Annotated in this window: 17 protein-coding genes; 4 read left to right on the top strand and 13 right to left on the bottom strand. The window is 71.5% G+C overall.

Annotation, left to right across the window (positions count from 1 at the left end):
* Positions 1 to 4: 4 nt before the first annotated feature.
* Positions 5 to 1900, bottom strand: a complete 1896-nt coding sequence (locus ACFWM2_RS21785) for an AMP-dependent synthetase/ligase (protein ID WP_383282260.1) — start codon at positions 1898 to 1900, stop codon at positions 5 to 7.
* 290 nt (positions 1901 to 2190) lie between these two features.
* A complete protein-coding gene (locus tag ACFWM2_RS21780; protein ID WP_383282903.1) occupies positions 2191 to 3498 on the bottom strand; it encodes an acetyl-CoA C-acetyltransferase in 1308 nt (435 codons plus the stop codon).
* Positions 3499 to 3583: 85 nt separating this feature from the next.
* Here ACFWM2_RS21780 and ACFWM2_RS21775 point away from each other — a divergent pair, with 85 nt between their 5' ends.
* Positions 3584 to 4930, top strand: coding sequence for a 3-oxoacyl-ACP reductase (locus tag ACFWM2_RS21775; RefSeq protein WP_383282257.1), 1347 nt, complete (start codon positions 3584 to 3586; stop codon positions 4928 to 4930).
* A 776-nt stretch (positions 4931 to 5706) separates the two neighbouring features.
* Positions 5707 to 6567: a MaoC family dehydratase gene (locus tag ACFWM2_RS21770; RefSeq protein ID WP_383282254.1), complete on the top strand. Its 861-nt coding sequence runs from the start codon at positions 5707 to 5709 to the stop codon at positions 6565 to 6567.
* A gap of 51 nt (positions 6568 to 6618) precedes the next feature.
* Here the strand turns inward: ACFWM2_RS21770 and ACFWM2_RS21765 are convergent, their stop codons facing one another.
* From ACFWM2_RS21765 to ACFWM2_RS21725, 9 genes are all read right to left on the bottom strand, one after another.
* Positions 6619 to 7269: a TetR/AcrR family transcriptional regulator gene (locus tag ACFWM2_RS21765; protein WP_383282251.1), complete on the bottom strand. Its 651-nt coding sequence runs from the start codon at positions 7267 to 7269 to the stop codon at positions 6619 to 6621.
* Positions 7270 to 7371: 102 nt separating this feature from the next.
* Positions 7372 to 7698: a DUF4229 domain-containing protein gene (locus tag ACFWM2_RS21760; protein WP_383282249.1), complete on the bottom strand. Its 327-nt coding sequence runs from the start codon at positions 7696 to 7698 to the stop codon at positions 7372 to 7374.
* Positions 7699 to 7782: 84 nt separating this feature from the next.
* Positions 7783 to 8316, bottom strand: coding sequence for a GNAT family N-acetyltransferase (locus ACFWM2_RS21755; protein ID WP_383282246.1), 534 nt, complete (start codon positions 8314 to 8316; stop codon positions 7783 to 7785).
* A 7-nt stretch (positions 8317 to 8323) separates the two neighbouring features.
* Positions 8324 to 9487, bottom strand: coding sequence for an aminofutalosine synthase MqnE (mqnE, locus tag ACFWM2_RS21750; protein WP_383282243.1), 1164 nt, complete (start codon positions 9485 to 9487; stop codon positions 8324 to 8326).
* 71 nt (positions 9488 to 9558) lie between these two features.
* Positions 9559 to 10014, bottom strand: coding sequence for an Lrp/AsnC family transcriptional regulator (locus ACFWM2_RS21745; RefSeq protein ID WP_383282240.1), 456 nt, complete (start codon positions 10012 to 10014; stop codon positions 9559 to 9561).
* Positions 10015 to 10088: 74 nt separating this feature from the next.
* Positions 10089 to 10775: a UbiX family flavin prenyltransferase gene (locus ACFWM2_RS21740; protein ID WP_383282238.1), complete on the bottom strand. Its 687-nt coding sequence runs from the start codon at positions 10773 to 10775 to the stop codon at positions 10089 to 10091.
* A 31-nt stretch (positions 10776 to 10806) separates the two neighbouring features.
* Entirely contained in the window at positions 10807 to 11379 is a 573-nt protein-coding gene (locus ACFWM2_RS21735) for a Uma2 family endonuclease (RefSeq protein WP_383282235.1), read from the bottom strand.
* A gap of 137 nt (positions 11380 to 11516) precedes the next feature.
* Positions 11517 to 11897 (bottom strand): hypothetical protein, encoded by a 381-nt coding sequence (locus ACFWM2_RS21730; protein WP_383282233.1) that lies wholly within the window; start codon positions 11895 to 11897, stop codon positions 11517 to 11519.
* A complete protein-coding gene (locus ACFWM2_RS21725; protein ID WP_383282230.1) occupies positions 11897 to 12232 on the bottom strand; it encodes a hypothetical protein in 336 nt (111 codons plus the stop codon). The genes ACFWM2_RS21730 and ACFWM2_RS21725 overlap by 1 nt, the downstream gene beginning before the upstream one ends.
* A 158-nt stretch (positions 12233 to 12390) precedes the next feature.
* On the opposite strand from ACFWM2_RS21725, the gene ACFWM2_RS21720 reads away from it, so the two are divergent.
* Positions 12391 to 12687 (top strand): GntR family transcriptional regulator, encoded by a 297-nt coding sequence (locus tag ACFWM2_RS21720; RefSeq protein ID WP_383282227.1) that lies wholly within the window; start codon positions 12391 to 12393, stop codon positions 12685 to 12687.
* 15 nt (positions 12688 to 12702) lie between these two features.
* Here ACFWM2_RS21720 and mqnP read toward each other — a convergent pair whose 3' ends face one another.
* Both mqnP and ACFWM2_RS21710 read right to left on the bottom strand, forming a co-directional pair.
* Positions 12703 to 13605 (bottom strand): menaquinone biosynthesis prenyltransferase MqnP, encoded by a 903-nt coding sequence (gene mqnP, locus ACFWM2_RS21715; RefSeq protein WP_383282224.1) that lies wholly within the window; start codon positions 13603 to 13605, stop codon positions 12703 to 12705.
* A gap of 31 nt (positions 13606 to 13636) precedes the next feature.
* A complete protein-coding gene (locus ACFWM2_RS21710; protein WP_383282222.1) occupies positions 13637 to 15088 on the bottom strand; it encodes a menaquinone biosynthesis decarboxylase in 1452 nt (483 codons plus the stop codon).
* Positions 15089 to 15243: 155 nt separating this feature from the next.
* On the opposite strand from ACFWM2_RS21710, the gene ACFWM2_RS21705 reads away from it, so the two are divergent.
* A complete protein-coding gene (locus ACFWM2_RS21705; protein WP_383282220.1) occupies positions 15244 to 15627 on the top strand; it encodes a PLD nuclease N-terminal domain-containing protein in 384 nt (127 codons plus the stop codon).
* Positions 15628 to 15706: the final 79 nt, after the last annotated feature.

The raw sequence follows: 15706 nt of genomic DNA, 5'->3' as shown, positions 1-15706 counted from the left end.
CCCGCTACTTGGCGTACAGCCCCTCGATCTCGTCGGCGAAGTCGCGGGCGATCGCCTCCCGCCGCAGTTTCATCGACGGCGTCAGGTGGCCCGCCTCCTCGGTGAAGTCCCCGGGCAGCACGGCGAACTTGCGGATGGACTCGGGTCGCGAGACGAGCCGGTTGGCCTCGTCGATCGCGCGCTGGAGGACCGTGCGCAGCTCGGGGTCGTCGAGGAGCAGTTCCGGCGGGACGCCGTGCTTGCCGTTCATCTGGCGCCAGTGGGTGATGGCCTCGGGGTCGAGGGTGACGAGGGCGGTGATGTACGGGCGGCGGTCGCCCAGGACCATGCACTGGGCGATCAGCGGGTGCGAGCGGAGCCAGTTCTCCAGCGGGGCGGGGGCCACGTTCTTGCCGCCGGCCGTGATCAGGATCTCCTTCTTGCGGCCGGTGATGGTGAGGTAGCCGTCGCCGTCCAGTTCGCCGATGTCGCCGGTGGCGAACCAGCCGTCCGGGGACGCGGGGACGACACCGCCCGCGGACGGGTCCCAGTAGCCGCGGAAGACCTGGCTGCCGCTCAGCAGCACCTCCCCGTCGCCGGCTATGCGCACCCGGGTGCCGGGCAACGGCCAGCCCACGGTGCCCAGCCGGGGCCTGATGGGAGGCGTGACGGTGGCGGCCGCGGTCGACTCGGTCAGGCCGTACCCCTCGAAGATCTCGATGCCCGCGCCGGCGTAGAACGCGGCGAGCCGGCGGCCGAGCGGGGAGCCGCCGCAGATCGCGTAACGGACCCGGCCGCCCAGGGCGTTGCGGATACGGCGGTAGACGAGCGGGTCGTAGAGGGCGCGGGCCGCGCGCAGGGCGCGGGAGGGGCCAGGACCCGTGCCGTGCTGCCGGGCCTCCAGCGCCTCGCCGTAGCGGCGCGCGATACCGGCCGCGCGGTCGAAGGACGAGCCGCGGCCCATCTTCTCGGCCGTCGCGCGGCCGGTGTTGAAGACCTTCTCCAGGACGTACGGGATGGCGAGGAGGAAGGTGGGCCTGAAGCTCGCCAGGTCGGCGAGGAGATCGTCCGTCTGCAGACTCGGCGCGTGGCCCAGTTTCACCCGCGCCCGCAGACAGGCGACCGCGACCATCCTGCCGAAGACGTGCGAGAGGGGCAGGAAGAGCAGGGTCGAGGCGGCGTCCGACGTCTTCGCCTTGAAGATCGGGTAGAGGAGTTCGATCGCGTTGTCGACCTCGGCGAAGAAGTTGCCGTGGCTGAGGGCGCAGCCCTTGGGGCGGCCGGTGGTGCCCGAGGTGTAGATGACAGTGGCGAGGGTGTCGGGGCCCAGCACCCCGCGCCGGACGGCGACTTCCTGGTCGGGGACGTCCCGGCCCAGCTCGGCGAGCCGCTCCAGGTGCCCCTTCTCGAAGACCCACATGTGCCGCAGATCGAGGAGGCGGTCGCGCTCGGGGCCGATCGTGGCGGCCTGGGCCACGGACTCCACGGCGAGCGCGACGGCTCCGGAGTCCTGGAGGATCGAGCGGACCTGGTAGGTGGAGGACGTGGGGTAGACGGGGACGGTGACCAGTCCCGCGGCCCAGGCGGCGAAGTCGAGGAGCGTCCACTCGTACGTCGTACGCGCCATGATCGCGATGCGGTCGCCGGGGGCGAGGCCCTCGGCGATCAGCCCCTTCGCGACGCCCAGCACCTCGGCGGCGAACTCGGCGGCGCTGACGTCCGTCCAGCCGCCCTCCTGGTCCTTGCGGCTCAGGACGGGGACTCCGGGGTCCGCGGCCGCGTTGTCGAACGGGATGTCCGCGAGCGAACCGTGGGTGACGGGGGCGACGAGCGCAGGCAGGGAGGCCTCGCGCACGACGCCGCCCAGCCGCTTGACCTCGGGTTCCGGGAGGAGGGAGGCGGGAGCGTAGAGGTCGGACACGGGGCGGCTCCTTGACTGCGGGGACCCGGGGCGGGGGCGCGCATCCTGATACGGCCCCGGAGGGCGGGGAGTTCATACGCAGGCGGGGCGGCTGCGGCAACCAGGTCCAGAACGGGGATCGTACGGCGCCCGCGTGTGGGGTTTGTGGGGCTCGGGGGCGGGAGGCGTGCGGGTTGCCACCGGTATGGGCGGGGGTGTTTTCGCCCCCTCCGCCCCTACCCGTCCCGTACCTGGGGCTGCGCCCCGGGCCCCCGTTCGCGCTGCGCGCTCGTCCTCGAGCGCCGGACGGGCTAGAAGCGCTCCAGTACCGCTGTCACACCCTGGCCGCCCGCCGCGCAGACGGAGATCAGGCCCCGGCCGGGGGTGTTCCGTTCCGCCAGGAGCTGGGCGAGGGTGGCGACGATGCGGGCGCCGGTGGCGGCGAAGGGGTGGCCGGTGGCGAGGGAGGAGCCGGCGACGTTGAGGCGGGCCCGGTCCACCGGGGCGAGGCCGCACTTCTCCCAGGCCGCGAGGGTGGCGAGGACCTGAGAGGCGAACGCCTCGTGGATCTCCACGAAGTCGAAGTCCTCGATGCCGAGTCCGGCTCGCTCCAGCATGCGCGGCACGGCGTGCGCGGGCGCCATCAGCAGGCCGTCCGCACCGCCCGCCACATCGCCCTCGACGAAGTCGACCGCGGCGGTCTCGTACTCGGTCAGATACGCCAGCGGGGTCAGCTGCCGGGCCGCCGCCCACTCGTCGCTCGCCAGCAGCACGACCGCCGCGCCGTCCGTGAGCGGTGTCGAATTCCCGGCTGTCATCGTCGGGTCGGGGCCGTCGGTGCCGAACACCGGCTTCAGCGTGGCGAGTTTGCCGGCTGTCGAGTCCGGGCGCAGGTTCTGGTCCCGGTCCAGGCCCCGGAAGGGCACCACCAGGTCCTGGAAGAAGCCGCGTTCGTACGCCGCCGCCAGCCGCTGGTGGCTCGTCGCCGCGAGGTCGTCCTGGGCCTCGCGGGTCACGCCCCACGCGCGGGCGGTGACGGCGGCGTGCTCGCCCATCGACAGGCCGGTGCGCGGCTCGGCGTTGCGCGGGATGTCGGGGACGAGGTGGGAGGGGCGGACGCGGGCCAGCGCCCGCAGCCGCGCTCCCGTCGACTTCGCGCGGCGCACCTCCAGGAGGATGCGGCGCAGTTCGTCGTTGACGCCGAGGGGTGCGTCGCTGGCCGTGTCGGCGCCGCCCGCGACCGCGGACTCGGTCCGGCCGAGGGCGATCTTGTCGGCGGCGGTGATCACGGCCTGCAGGCCGGTGCCGCAGGCCTGCTGGATGTCGTACGCCGGCGTACGGGCGTCGAGGCGCGAGCCGAGGACGGTCTCGCGGGCGAGGTTGAAGTCGCGGGCGTGCTTGAGGACGGCGCCGGTCACCAGCTCGCCCACCGCGCCCGGCTCGTCGAGGCCGAACCGCTCGGCCAGGCCGTCGACCACCGCGGTCAGCATCTCCTGGTTGGAGGCGGTCGCGTACGGGCCGTCGGAACGGGCGAACGGGACACGGGTGCCGCCGACGACCGCGACGGGGCGCACCCGCGCCGGTGCTCGGTGTGCCGCGGCTGGACTGAGGGGGCTCATCTCGACCTGCTCCTGACCCTGGCGTAGCATTACCGGCGGTAACCTTACTCTGGAGTAGATTTACGTCCGAGCTGGGAGTTGGGCAATGGCCGACCGCTATCTGGGCTTCGCCGGCACCGGGCCGGGCCGCTTCCTGACCCGTCGGCTGGGGCTGCCGCAGCCGACGGCCCTGCGCCGCTGGTCGGCCGAACGGCCCGCGCTGGAGGGGCCGTTGCTGCACCTGACGGCCGGCACCTCGGGGCTGGACCTGGAGAAAGTGCTCGCGCGTACGGGCCTGGAGGTACGGACGGCTGCCGCGCCCGCCGACCGGCCGGCCGCCGTGGTCCTGGACGCCACCGGTGTCGCCGACGTCGAGGGGCTGGCCGAGGTGCACGCGGCGCTGCATCCCGTGGTGCGGTCGGTCGCCGAGAGCGGGCGGGTCGTGGTCCTCGGTACGCCGCCCGACCCCGCCGACCACCACCGGGCCGCGGCCCAGCAGGCGCTGGAGGGTTTCGTCCGCTCGCTGGGCAAGGAGATCGGGCGGGGGCGTACGGTCACGCTGCTACGGCTCACCGACGCCGGCGCCGGGACGGCCCCCGGCGCGGCCGAGTCGACCCTCCGCTTCCTGCTCTCCCCCGGGTCCGCGTACGTCAGCGGACAGGTGATCGAGGTCGGCGCCGGCGAGGTGACCGCGCCGGCGGACTGGGCACGGCCGCTCGCGGGGCGCACCGCGCTGGTCACCGGGGCCGCGCGCGGGATCGGCGAGGCGGTCGCCGAGACGCTGGTCCGGGACGGGGCGCGGGTCGTGTGCCTGGACGTGCCTGCGGCGGAGGGCGACCTCGCGCGGGTGGCGGAACGGCTCGGGGGTGCGGAGGTCGCGCTGCCGCTCGCGCTGGACATCACGGCCGGGGACGCGGGTGAGCGGATCGCCGCCGCGGTGCCGGACGGGCTGGACGTGCTGGTCCACAACGCCGGGATCACCCGGGACCGGCGGCTCGCCAACATGCCCTCGGAGCGGTGGAGCCCGGTCCTTGAGGTGAACCTCGCGAGTGTGCTCCGTACGACGGACGCGCTGCTGTCGGCCGGTGCGCTGCGTGCCGGTGGGCGGATCGTCGCCACCGCGTCCATCGCCGGGATCGCGGGGAACGCCGGTCAGACGAACTACGCCGCCGCCAAGGCGGGGATCGTGGGTCTCGTCCGCTCGCTCGCGCCGCGGGCACTCGCCGAGCACGGGGTCACCGTCAACGCGGTGGCCCCCGGCTTCATCGAGACCCGGATGACCGCGGCCGTGCCGCTGCTCATCCGTGAGGCCGGGCGGCGGATGAACTCCCTCGGGCAAGGGGGGCTGCCGGTCGATGTCGCCGAGACGACGGCCTGGTTCGCCCACCCGGCGTCCGGGGGCGTCAACGGGCAGGTCGTACGGGTGTGCGGGCAGAGCCTCCTCGGAGCGTAGGGCTTGGGCGCCCGGCAGCGCGGCGGGGTGGGCCCGGTCCCCTCCCTCTCGTGGCCCCCAGCGCTGGTCCCGCCGCCCGGGTGGGCCCGCTCTCCTACCTCCATGGGCACCGTGCGCTGGCGCCGCCGCCCGGGTGGGCCCGCTCCCCTACCTGCCTGCGCACCCGGCGCGGGTGCCGGCGCCCGGGTGAGCCCACTCCCCCACCCGCATGGGCACCCTGCGCTGGTGCCGGCGCAGGGGTGAGTGGGCGAGCCCGGCGCCCACAGGGTGCCGCCCGGGTGGGCCCACTCCCCTACCCGCATGGGCACCCTGCGTCGGTGCCGGCGTATAGGTGGGTCGGCGAGCCCGGCGCCGCGGGGTTGCCGCTGCGCCCACCCTCCCCCACTCTCGACTCCGCTCGAGCGGGGGGGACCCCCATCGCCCCCAGCGGCACGCATGCCCGCAGCTAGAGCGGCGGTTGCCCGCTGCCCGCAGCGCAAGACGGCGACGGCGGCCCGCCCCCGCCCGCAACCCCCACGCACCCGCAGCCGCCCACGCACGCAAGGGGCCGTGCCGGTACATCAAATGCCCGTCGCCATGCGTGAGGACGGGGCAACCGAGCGCCCCCAGAAGACAGCACAGCCGGTAGGGCGACGGGCGGATGTACCGGCACGGACCCGACCCACCCACCGGCACAAGGCGAACCACCCACCACCGGACGGCGAACCACCCACCCACCCAAGGCGAACCCCGCTCAAGGCGCCCCCGCCAGCGAACCGTCCCCACCAGGAGACCTCATGGACACCCGCACGCTCGTCGCCCCGCCGGCCCTCGCGCCGGTTCTTCTGCGAGGGGCCCTGCTGTCGCCGTTCAAGCGTCCCCGCCCCGGCGGAGGTGCCGATGGCCCGCGAACGAGGCTGGTGCTGGGCGGGGTTCGGATCGACCTCGCCCGGCTGGCCGCGTACGAGCGGGTGTGCGGCTTCGCCACCGGCGCGGACGCGCTGCCGGTCACGTACCCGCACGTCCTCGGCTTCCCGCTGGCGATGCGGCTCATGACGGCCAGAACGTTCCCGCTGCCGCTGCTCGGCCTGGTCCACACCTCGATCGAGATCACCCGGCACCACGACCTGGCGGCGACCGGGGAGTACGAACTCGCCGTGTACGTAGAGGCGTTGACCCCGCACAGGCGGGGCACGGAGGCGGTCGTCGTCACCGAGGTGAGCGCCGGCGACCGGGTCGTATGGGAGTCACGGAGCACGTATCTGGCCCGGCACCGCACGGCAGAGACCCCCGGGCCCGAGCGGGACACGCAGCCGCGCGAACCGGCACCCGCGATCGCCACATGGCGGCTCGGCAAGGACGTCGGACGGCGCTACGCGGTGGTGTCGGGGGACCGCAACCCCATCCACCTCCACCCCCTCACCGCCCGCCTCTTCGGCTTTCCGCGGGCCATCGCCCACGGCATGTGGACCGTCGCCCGCTGCCTCGCGGAACACCCCGCCGACGGCCCCGTACACGTCCGCGCCGAGTTCAAGGCACCGGTCCTCCTCCCGAGCACGGTCACGTACGCCGCGAAGGGCCCGGCCTTCGAACTCCGCGGCGGGCAGCGCCTGCACCTCACCGGGGAGGTGCGGGCGCTGCCCGCCGAAGCGGGGTGAACAGCGCTCCGCCGCCGGGACGGCCGGGCCCGACGGCGACAGCCAGGGCGGCTACCGGTCCTGCTGCGACGGAGACCAGGCGCGGCCCTCCATGAGCTCACCCAGGCCCGCCCAGGCGAAGTTCATCAGGGTCGCCGCGGCCTGCTTGGCGGAGATGCCCGGGGTGACGTTGGCCCACTCCGCGAGGGACTCGGCGGCGCCGACCAGGGCCTCGGCGAGCCCGGCGACCTCACGCTCGGCCAGCGACGGGTCCCGGTGCGCCTCGCGCGCGGCGGTCACGATCAACTGCGTGACGAACGCGACGAGTTCCTCCCGCATGGCGGTGACCTCGGCCGCGAACGGCTCCCCGTGCGTACGGGCCTGACGGTGCAGCACGGACCAGCCGTCCTGGTTCTGCGCGGTGTGCGTGAAGAACGCCCGCAGGCCTTCCCAGAGTTGGCGGTCGGCGGGCAGCGCCGGCTGTACGCCCGCGCGGACGGCAGCGGTCAGCGCCGCGGCCTCACGCCGGATGCAGGCGGTGAAGAGGTCTTCCTTCGAGTTCAGGTACAGATAGACCAACGGCTTGGAGACGCCCGCCAGTTCGGCGATCTCGTCCATCGACGCGGCCCGGTAACCCCGCTGCCCGAAGGTCCGTACGGCGGCGTCGAGCATCTGCTGCTCCCGCACCGCACGCGGCATCCGCTTGTTCTTCACAGCACCCATACGGTCAAGCGTAGGCCTGAGCTTCGGGCCGACGGACTCGTCCGCACCCGCGAACGCGCGGGAAACCGCTTCCCAGGCCGAACGGCGAGCCGGAGGTGACCGTTACGAGGCCTGGCCCGGGGTGGCCTGGCCGTGCGACTGGGGCTGGGGCCGGGCGCCGTCGTCCACGGCGTCCTCCTGGCTGCGGTTGGCCTCCAGGTTCGCCTTGGCGCGGTCGACGCGGGCGACGACCTGGGCCGAGGCACGGTCGCGCTCCTTGCGCAGCACGACGAAGCTGATCGGCGCGGAGATCACCAGGGAGAGCAGGACGACCCACATGTAGTTGGAGTCGCCGAGGCCGCGGGGGGCGACGCCGGAGTAGACGAGGCCCCAGACGACCACGAAGCAGCCCGCGAGGATCCCAAGGCGCATCAGTGTGTAGCGGAGCATCTCAATCCACTCTTCCGTTCCGAACCGTTCCCAAAGGGCACCGTCCAGTGAAGCACGCCGGAGGGGCGATCTTGCAGGGGGGCCTCAGTCGCGGAGTCCGAGCGGCAGCAGCATCGTGACGTCGTCGCGGTCGTCGCCGGGCCCGACCCGGATCGCGCCGGGCACCCGGCCGACCTCCTTGTAACCGCAGGAGGCGTAGAAGCGCTCCAGGCCCTCGCCGCCACGGCAGGTGAGCCGGATCGCCTCGATCCCGTCGAGGGAAGCGGCGGCCTGCTCGGCGGCGGCCAGCAGATCGCGCCCGTACCCCTTGCCCTGGTGCCGCGGATGCACCATCACCGTGTACAGCCACAGCCAGTGCCGCATCAGCCGGTGCGTGTTGAGGGAGAGGAACGCGGTGGCGGCGACGGCGCCCGTCCCGTCGAGGCCGACGAGGAGGTGCGTGCGCCGCTCGGCCATCGCCGCGAGGTGCTTGAGCCACTCGGGCCGGATGTCCTCGACACCGACCGGCGGTACGAAGCCCACGGACCCGCCCGCGTTGGAGACGTCCGTCCACAACGTGAGCACGCCGTCACGGAGCTCCGGACCGACGGGCGGGTCCAGGTGGAAAACCAGGGCCATCGTGCCGTCAGACGCGCATCGGCTGCGGCGACTCCCGCCGCGCCGGGTCGGGGCCGTCGTACTCGCGGATGATCTCGTAGCGCGTGTTCCGCTCGACCGGGCGGAAGCCGGCGTCGCGGATCAGGTCGAGCAGGTCCTCGCGGGTCAGCTTGTTCGGGGTGCCGTAGTTGTCCGCGTCGTGCGTGATCTTGTACTCGACGACCGAGCCGTCCATGTCGTCGGCGCCGTGCTGGAGGGCGAGCTGGGCGGTCTGCACGCCGTGCATGACCCAGAAGACCTTGACGTGCGGGACGTTGTCGAAGAGCAGCCGGGAGACCGCGAAGGTCTTCAGTGCCTCGGCGCCCGTCGCCATCTGCGTGCGCGCCTGGAGGCGGTTGCGGACCTTGCCGTCCTTCACGTCCACGAAGTCGTGCTGGTAGCGCAGCGGGATGAAGACCTGGAAGCCGCCGGTCTCGTCCTGGAGTTCACGCAGCCGCAGTACGTGGTCCACGCGGTGGCGCGGCTCCTCGATGTGGCCGTACAGCATCGTGCACGGGGTCTTCAGACCCTTCTCGTGCGCGAGGCGGTGGATGCGCGACCAGTCCTCCCAGTGGGTGCGGTGGTCGACGATGTGCTGCCGGACCTCCCAGTCGAAGATCTCCGCGCCGCCGCCGGTGAGGGACTCGAGCCCCGCGTCGATCAGCTCGTCGAGGATCTCGGAGGCGGACAGCCCCGAGATCGTCTCGAAGTGGTGGATCTCCGTGGCCGTGAAGGCCTTCAGCGAGACGTCCGGGAGGGCCTTCTTCAGCTCGCTCAGGGACCGGGGGTAGTAGCGCCACGGCAGGTTCGGGTGCAGGCCGTTGACGATGTGCAGCTCGGTGAGGTTCTCGCCCTCCATCGACTTGGCGAGGCGGACGGCCTCCTCGATGCGCATCGTGTACGCGTCCTTCTCGCCCGGCTTGCGCTGGAACGAGCAGTACGCGCACGACGCGGTGCACACGTTCGTCATGTTGAGGTGGCGGTTGACGTTGAAGTGGACGACGTCGCCGTTCTTCCGCATCCGCACCTCGTGGGCGAGCCCGCCCAGCCAGGCCAGATCGTCCGACTCGTACAGCGCGATGCCGTCCTCGCGGGTCAGCCGCTCACCGGCCCGGACCTTGTCCTCCAGCTCGCGCTTGAGCCCGACATCCATGCGTGTACCTCTCCCTGTGACGAATCCTGACAACCGTACGCCTAGCCGTGCGGCCTTCCCCAAGCAGGCGGCTACTCCTCTTCGGGCAGCTCTCCCACCCGGTTCTCCCACTTGGTGGAGAGCACGATGGTCGTACGGGTCCGCGAGACGCCCTTGGTGCCGCTGAGCCGCCGGATCGTCTTCTCCAGCTCGTCCACGTTGCCCGAGCGCACCTTGAGCATGAACGAGTCGTCGCCGGCGATGAACCAGCAGTCCTCGATCTCGCTGAGGTCCTTCAGCCGGTGGGCCACGTCCTCGTGGTCGGCGGCGTCGGAGAGCGAGATGCCGATCAGGGCGGTGACGCCGAGACCGAGCGAGGCGGAGTCGACCGTCGCGCGGTAGCCGGTGATGACCCCCGCGGCCTCCAGCCGGTTGATGCGGTCGGTGACACTGGGTCCCGACAGTCCGACGAGGCGTCCCAGCTCCGCGTAGGAGGCCCGGCCGTTCTCTCTCAGGGCCTGGATGAGCTGCCTGTCCACCGCGTCCATGCGATCGATAGCCTTCCGCTGAAGAAATCCTGAAAGTACTGAAAGTCCTGAAAGTAATGGCCTACGTGCTGTGCTCAGGTGGTGCCGCGGGAACCGCCGCCGAGTTCGCCCTCCCAGCGGCGGTAGAGCCGGTGCTCGACGCCCGCCGCGTCGAGGACCCGCCCGGCGACGAAGTCCACCAGGTCCTGGATGTGCGTGGCGCCCGCGTAGAACGCCGGTGAGGCGGGGAGCACGACCGCGCCCGCTTCGTCCAGCGTGACGAGATGCCGCAGCGTCTGCCCGTTCAGCGGGGTCTCGCGGACGGCGACGACCAGCTTGCGTCCCTCCTTGAGGGTCACGCTCGCCGCCCGCTGGAGCAGGTCCTTGGAGAGCCCGAGGGCGACTCCGGCGACGCACGCCGTCGAGGCGGGCACGATGATCATGCCCTTCGAGGGGTACGAGCCGGAGGACGGTCCGGCCGCCAGATCCCCCGCGCTCCAGTGCCGTACGGCGTCGATACGTCCCGTGAATGCCTCGAAGGTGCCGGGCTTGCCGTCGGCGCCCCGGGCCAGCCACTCCCGCAGGTCGGCCTGCCAGTGCGCGTCCCGGAAGGCGAGGCCCGTCTCGTCGAGCAGGGTGAGCCGAGAGGCGCGGGAGACCACCAGGTCCACGCTCTCACCGGCCGCGAGGAGGGCACGTAGCACGGCCGCCGCATACGGGGTTCCGGACGCGCCGGAGACCCCCACGATCCAAGGCCGACGCTGCGTTTCTCCTGCGTTCACACCTTGAGCCTACCGGCGGGATGCGGCAGCCTCAGGACCGGTCGCGGGCTTGCGGGTCCATGGGAAGACGTGCGGTGGCGATCGTCAGTTTGCCCAGCGGCGAATCGATGGTCAGGTCCGTGCCGTACGGGATGATGTCGCGGCCCCGGTAGCCGTCGGTGCCGGGGTTCCACATCGTGACGCAGTGGCCCTTGAGCGGGTCGAGGATCAAGTAGTTGGCGATGCCCCGGGACGCGTACCAGCGAGGCTTCACCTCATAGTCACGCCGGACGCTCTCTGGAGACACCACCTCGGCAACGAACTCGATCAGGTCGAACGGGTACGCACTGCGGTTCTCGGCCTCCGCCTCGGCGGGGATGATCGCGAGGTCCGGGCAGAACTCATTGGCGTCATCGAACGGAAAGGCCACATCACTCACCAGCGCCCACTCCGACGGCAGCTGGTCCTCGACAATGGCCCACAGCCGCTGGATGCTCCTCCCGTGGAACGGCCTGACCGGGTTCATCACGATGCTGCCCTCGACAATCTCTGTCAGGTAGCCGGGGAACATGTCCTCCAGCTTGCTGAGCTGTGAGTGCAGGCGGTCAAGGTCCGAGACGGTCACGGTGGCCTCCCTGGGGTCCTGCCCTCGATGGTAGGCCGCACCGTACTCACATGGTCAGAACACGAACCAGAAGATCAAACAACGCACCCACGAACAGGGCAATCCCGATGCAGCCGTTGACGCTGCGGCGCGCGGGCTCAGGGGCTCGTCCTCGGCGCGTCCGATTCCGCGCCGTCGGCGTCGGCCTCTTCGTCGTCCTCGGCGTCCTCGGTGTCCGGTGCCGGGATGCGCAGGCCTCGGGACTCGGCGACGCGCAGGGCGTCGCCGAGGCACTCGGCGAGCCGGATCGCGGCATACCGCACCTCGGCGTACGGGGACATGAGGTCCTCCAGTACCTGCCGGGCGTGCCCGAGCGCCTCCCCGCCCGCTGCCAGTTGCCGGGCCTCCGTCGCGTCGGCGAGGCGCGAGAGGTACCCACCTTCGCTGCCGGTCGACAGATGGCACGGCTTCCCGTCCGGGGACAGCCAGGGCAGGAGGCGCAGCATCGTCTGCTCCCGCGCCGGTTCCGGGTGCTCCATCAGGCGGCCGCCTTCTCCGCGCCGATCAGATGCAGGTCGAGGTCGATACCGAAGTCGGCGGCGAGCACCAGGGCGGTACGGCGGCGCCGTTGCCGGGCGCGTTCCTGCTCGAGGGCGGTGAGGTAGGGGCGGACGAGACGGCTCGCGGCGCCGTCGAGGGGGACGTCGAGGCCGTAGGGGGACCGGTGGAGGGGGAGGCAGGGCGGTGCCGGCCGGCTCCGTACGGCCGCGGGCCGGGAGAGGGCCGGCCGTCGCGGGCCCGCGCGATGGGTTCCCGTGCCCGGGGCGACCAGAAGGCCCAATCGGCGGACGGTACGGCGGATAAGGTTGAGCATGTCGACGCTCCTACGTGGCGTTGGCCGTGCCCCGGGAGGCCTGGACCGCCTCGCCGGGGTTTGTCGTCTGCGACGCTACATCGGGGTACAGCCCTCTGCATACAAGTACAGAGGGATCCACTCGATCGTGCAAGTCAAGGCACGCCTACGTTGGACATATGAGCGATGCAGAGAAAGCCAAGTCTTCGCTGGACCCGATGAGCGCGAGACCGCTCTACATCCAGCTGGCCGACATCGTCGCGAGGAAGATCGAGTCAGGAGAGCTGGCACCTGACCGACCGATCCCATCGGAGAACCACCTCGCCGACGAGTACGAGGTAGCTCGGCTGACCGCACGGCGTGCCGCGCAGGAACTTCGGGAGCGAGGACTCATCGTCACCGTGCGCGGCAAGGGATCCTTCGTCGTGGAGCGGCCACCGACCGTCGCCCGCGACGAGAACAAGAACGCCGGCTGACAGCCGACCGATCCGTCAGACCGTCAGCCCGCGCACCAGCAGATCAAGCAGCGCGCAGAGGAAGAGCGCGATGCCGATGAAACCATTGACCTGGAAGAACGCGCGGTTGAGGCGGGACAGGTCGTGCGGGCGCACGAGGGAGTGCTCGTAGAGGAACGCGCCCGCCACGATCAGCAGACCGAGCCAGAAGAAGGCGCCGGCGCCCGTGGCCACCCCGTACCAGACGAACAGCGCGGTGGTGACGGTGTGGCAGGCGCGGGCGCCCCGGATCGCGGCCGGGATGCCGAAGCGGGCCGGCACCGACAGCACGCCGATCTCGCGGTCCGTCTCGACGTCCTGGCAGGCGTAGATCAGGTCGAAGCCGCCGATCCAGATGCCGACGGCGAGACCGAGGATCACCGCGTTCCAGGACCACTCGCCGGAGATCGCCAGCCAGCCGCCGATCGGGCCCATCGCCTGGGCGAGACCCAGGATGGCCTGCGGGAAGTTCGTGAACCGCTTGCCGTAGGGATAGACGACCATCGGGATGACCGCGATCGGCGCGAGCGCCAGGCACAGCGGGTTGAGCAGCGCCGCGGCACCGAGGAAGAAGACCAGGGCGACCAGCGCGCCGGTCCAGGCGTGCTTCACCGACATGGCGCCGGTGACCAGCTCGCGGTGGGCGGTACGGGGGTTACGGGCGTCGATCTCGCGGTCGATGATCCGGTTGGCGGCCATCGCGAAGGTACGCAGGCCGACCATCGCGACGGTGACCAGCAGCAGCCGGCCCCAGTGGATGTTCTCGTCCCGGTCGAACATCGCGGTCAGGGCGGCGATGTAGGCGAAGGGCAGCGCGAACACCGAGTGCTCGATCATGACGAGGCGCAGGAACGCCTTGGTGCGGCCCGGCTGCGGAAGCGCCGCGGATGCGCTGCTCATCGGCGGGCCTCCGGGCGGCTGTTCAGGGACCTCACAGGCCGTACTCCTTCCAGCGGCGGTCGACCTTCGCCGCCGTCTCCGGGTCGGACAGGACCATCTCGGGCCAGCCGCCGTCCCGGGTGTAGCCCTCCTCGGGCCACTTCTTCGTGGCGTCGATGCCGGCCTTGCCGCCCCAGAACTGCTGGTAGGACGCGTGGTCGAGATGGTCGACCGGGCCTTCGACGACGGAGAGGTCACGGGCGTAGTCCGTGTTGCCGAGCGCGCGCCACGCGACCTCGTGCAGATCGTGGACGTCGCAGTCGGCGTCGACGACCACGATCAGTTTCGTCAGGGACATCATGTGTGCCCCCCAGACGGCGTGCATCACCTTCTGGGCGTGCTTGGGGTACTTCTTGTCGATCGAGACGATCGCGCAGTTGTGGAAGCCGCCCGCCTCGGGGAGGTGGTAGTCCACGATGTCCGGGACGACGATCTTGAGGAGCGGGAGGAAGAAACGCTCCGTGGCCCGACCCAGCGGGCCGTCCTCCGTCGGCGGCCTGCCGACGACGATGGACTGGAGCAGCGGCCGCTTGCGCATGGTGACGCAGTCGATCGTCAGCGCCGGGAACGGCTCCTGCGGGGTGTAGAAACCGGTGTGGTCGCCGAACGGCCCCTCGGGGAGCATCTCGCCCGGTTCCAGCCAGCCTTCGATGACGACCTCGGCGTTCGCCGGCACCTGGAGCGGCACCGTCTTGCAGTCGACCATCTCGATCCGCTTGCCCTGGATGAACCCGGCGAAGAGGTACTCGTCGATGTCACCGGGCAGCGGAGCGGTCGCGGCATACGTCACGGCGGGCGGGCAGCCGAAGGCGATCGCGACCGGCAGCCGCTCGCCCCTGCGCGCCGCGACCTGGTAGTGGTTGCGGCTGTCCTTGTGGATCTGCCAGTGCATGCCGATGGTGCGCTTGTCGTGGCGCTGGAGCCGGTAGAGCCCGAGATTGCGGATGCCGCTCTCCGGGTCCTTGGTGTGGGTGAGCCCCAGGTTGAAGAAGGAGCCGCCGTCCTGCGGCCAGGTGAACAGCGCGGGCAGCTGGTCGAGATCGACGTCCTCGCCGCGCAGCACGACCTCCTGGACCGGGGCGTCCTTCACCTTCTTCGGCGGTACGTGGGTCATCGCGCCGAGCTTGCCGAAGGCCTCGCGCACGCCCACGAAGCCGTGCGGCAGCTCGGGCCTGAGCAGCCCGCCGATCTTCTCGGAGATGTCGCCGTAGGACTTGAGGCCGAGGGCCTTGAGGAGGCGGCGGTCGGTACCGAAGACGTTCATCGCGAGGGGCATCGCGGATCCGCGCACGTTCTCGAAGAGCAGCGCGGGGCCCTGGGCCTTCTGCACCCGGTCGACGATCTCCCCCACCTCCAGATAGGGGTCGACCTCGGCCTTGATGCGCTTGAGGTCGCCCTCGCGCTCCAGCGCCCGGAGCAGGGAGCGAAGATCGTCGTAAGCCATGCGACCCAGTATCGCCGAGCCCGCCCCGTCGCCTGCGCGCGCCCCACCCCGGGGCTCCGCCCCTCAAACGCCGGAGGGGCTGTTTCTTGGCTACCCTGTGCCCGTCACCGGGGTCCAAGTCGCCCCGCCGTCGTTCACTGGGGGATCGTTCGGCCATGCTCAGGTATCTGCCGTTCCTGCTGGTCCTGGCGCTGTGGATCTACGCGTTCATCGACTGCCTGAACACCCCGGAGGAAGATGTCCGGGGCCTGCCGAAGGTCGTGTGGGTCATCATCATCCTGCTCTTCGGCGAGGTGCTGGTCGGCCCGGTCGCCTGGCTCGTGGCCGGCAAGGTCCGCCACTCGCCGGCGGGCGGCTCCACCCCCTCCGAGTGGCACCGCAGCCACCGCACGCAGCAGATCGCGCCCGACGACAACCCCGAGTTCCTGAACTCGCTCAAGGCGGAGAACAGGAAGAAGGACGAGGCGCTCCTGAAGGACTGGGAGGCCGATCTGCGGCGCCGCGAGGAGGAACTGAAGCGGCGCGAGGACGAGGCCTGAGCCCGACATGCCCTTCAGCGATGGCGTGGATCGATCAGCAAGGCCGTGGATCGATCCACGAGACCGTGGATCGATCCGC

Origin of the sequence: Streptomyces sp. NPDC058371, assembly GCF_042723265.1 — a bacterium.
Lineage (GTDB): Bacteria > Actinomycetota > Actinomycetes > Streptomycetales > Streptomycetaceae > Streptomyces.
The sequence above is the reverse complement of the archived record's forward strand: the minus strand, read 5'-3'. Positions and strand labels throughout refer to the sequence as shown.

Excerpts from the sequence above, each read along its gene's own strand:
- ACFWM2_RS21780 (WP_383282903.1), bottom strand. The coding sequence starts at position 3,498 with ATGAGCCCCCTCAGTCCAGCCGCGGCACACCGAGCACCGGCGCGGGTG.
- ACFWM2_RS21775 (WP_383282257.1), top strand. The coding sequence starts at position 3,584 with ATGGCCGACCGCTATCTGGGCTTCGCCGGCACCGGGCCGGGCCGCTTC.
- ACFWM2_RS21770 (WP_383282254.1), top strand. The coding sequence starts at position 5,707 with ATGGACACCCGCACGCTCGTCGCCCCGCCGGCCCTCGCGCCGGTTCTT.
- ACFWM2_RS21765 (WP_383282251.1), bottom strand. The coding sequence starts at position 7,269 with ATGGGTGCTGTGAAGAACAAGCGGATGCCGCGTGCGGTGCGGGAGCAG.
- ACFWM2_RS21760 (WP_383282249.1), bottom strand. The coding sequence starts at position 7,698 with ATGCTCCGCTACACACTGATGCGCCTTGGGATCCTCGCGGGCTGCTTC.
- ACFWM2_RS21755 (WP_383282246.1), bottom strand. The coding sequence starts at position 8,316 with ATGGCCCTGGTTTTCCACCTGGACCCGCCCGTCGGTCCGGAGCTCCGT.
- mqnE (WP_383282243.1), bottom strand. The coding sequence starts at position 9,487 with ATGGATGTCGGGCTCAAGCGCGAGCTGGAGGACAAGGTCCGGGCCGGT.
- ACFWM2_RS21745 (WP_383282240.1), bottom strand. The coding sequence starts at position 10,014 with ATGGACGCGGTGGACAGGCAGCTCATCCAGGCCCTGAGAGAGAACGGC.
- ACFWM2_RS21730 (WP_383282233.1), bottom strand. The coding sequence starts at position 11,897 with ATGGAGCACCCGGAACCGGCGCGGGAGCAGACGATGCTGCGCCTCCTG.
- ACFWM2_RS21725 (WP_383282230.1), bottom strand. The coding sequence starts at position 12,232 with ATGCTCAACCTTATCCGCCGTACCGTCCGCCGATTGGGCCTTCTGGTC.
- ACFWM2_RS21720 (WP_383282227.1), top strand. The coding sequence starts at position 12,391 with ATGAGCGATGCAGAGAAAGCCAAGTCTTCGCTGGACCCGATGAGCGCG.
- mqnP (WP_383282224.1), bottom strand. The coding sequence starts at position 13,605 with ATGAGCAGCGCATCCGCGGCGCTTCCGCAGCCGGGCCGCACCAAGGCG.
- ACFWM2_RS21710 (WP_383282222.1), bottom strand. The coding sequence starts at position 15,088 with ATGGCTTACGACGATCTTCGCTCCCTGCTCCGGGCGCTGGAGCGCGAG.
- ACFWM2_RS21705 (WP_383282220.1), top strand. The coding sequence starts at position 15,244 with ATGCTCAGGTATCTGCCGTTCCTGCTGGTCCTGGCGCTGTGGATCTAC.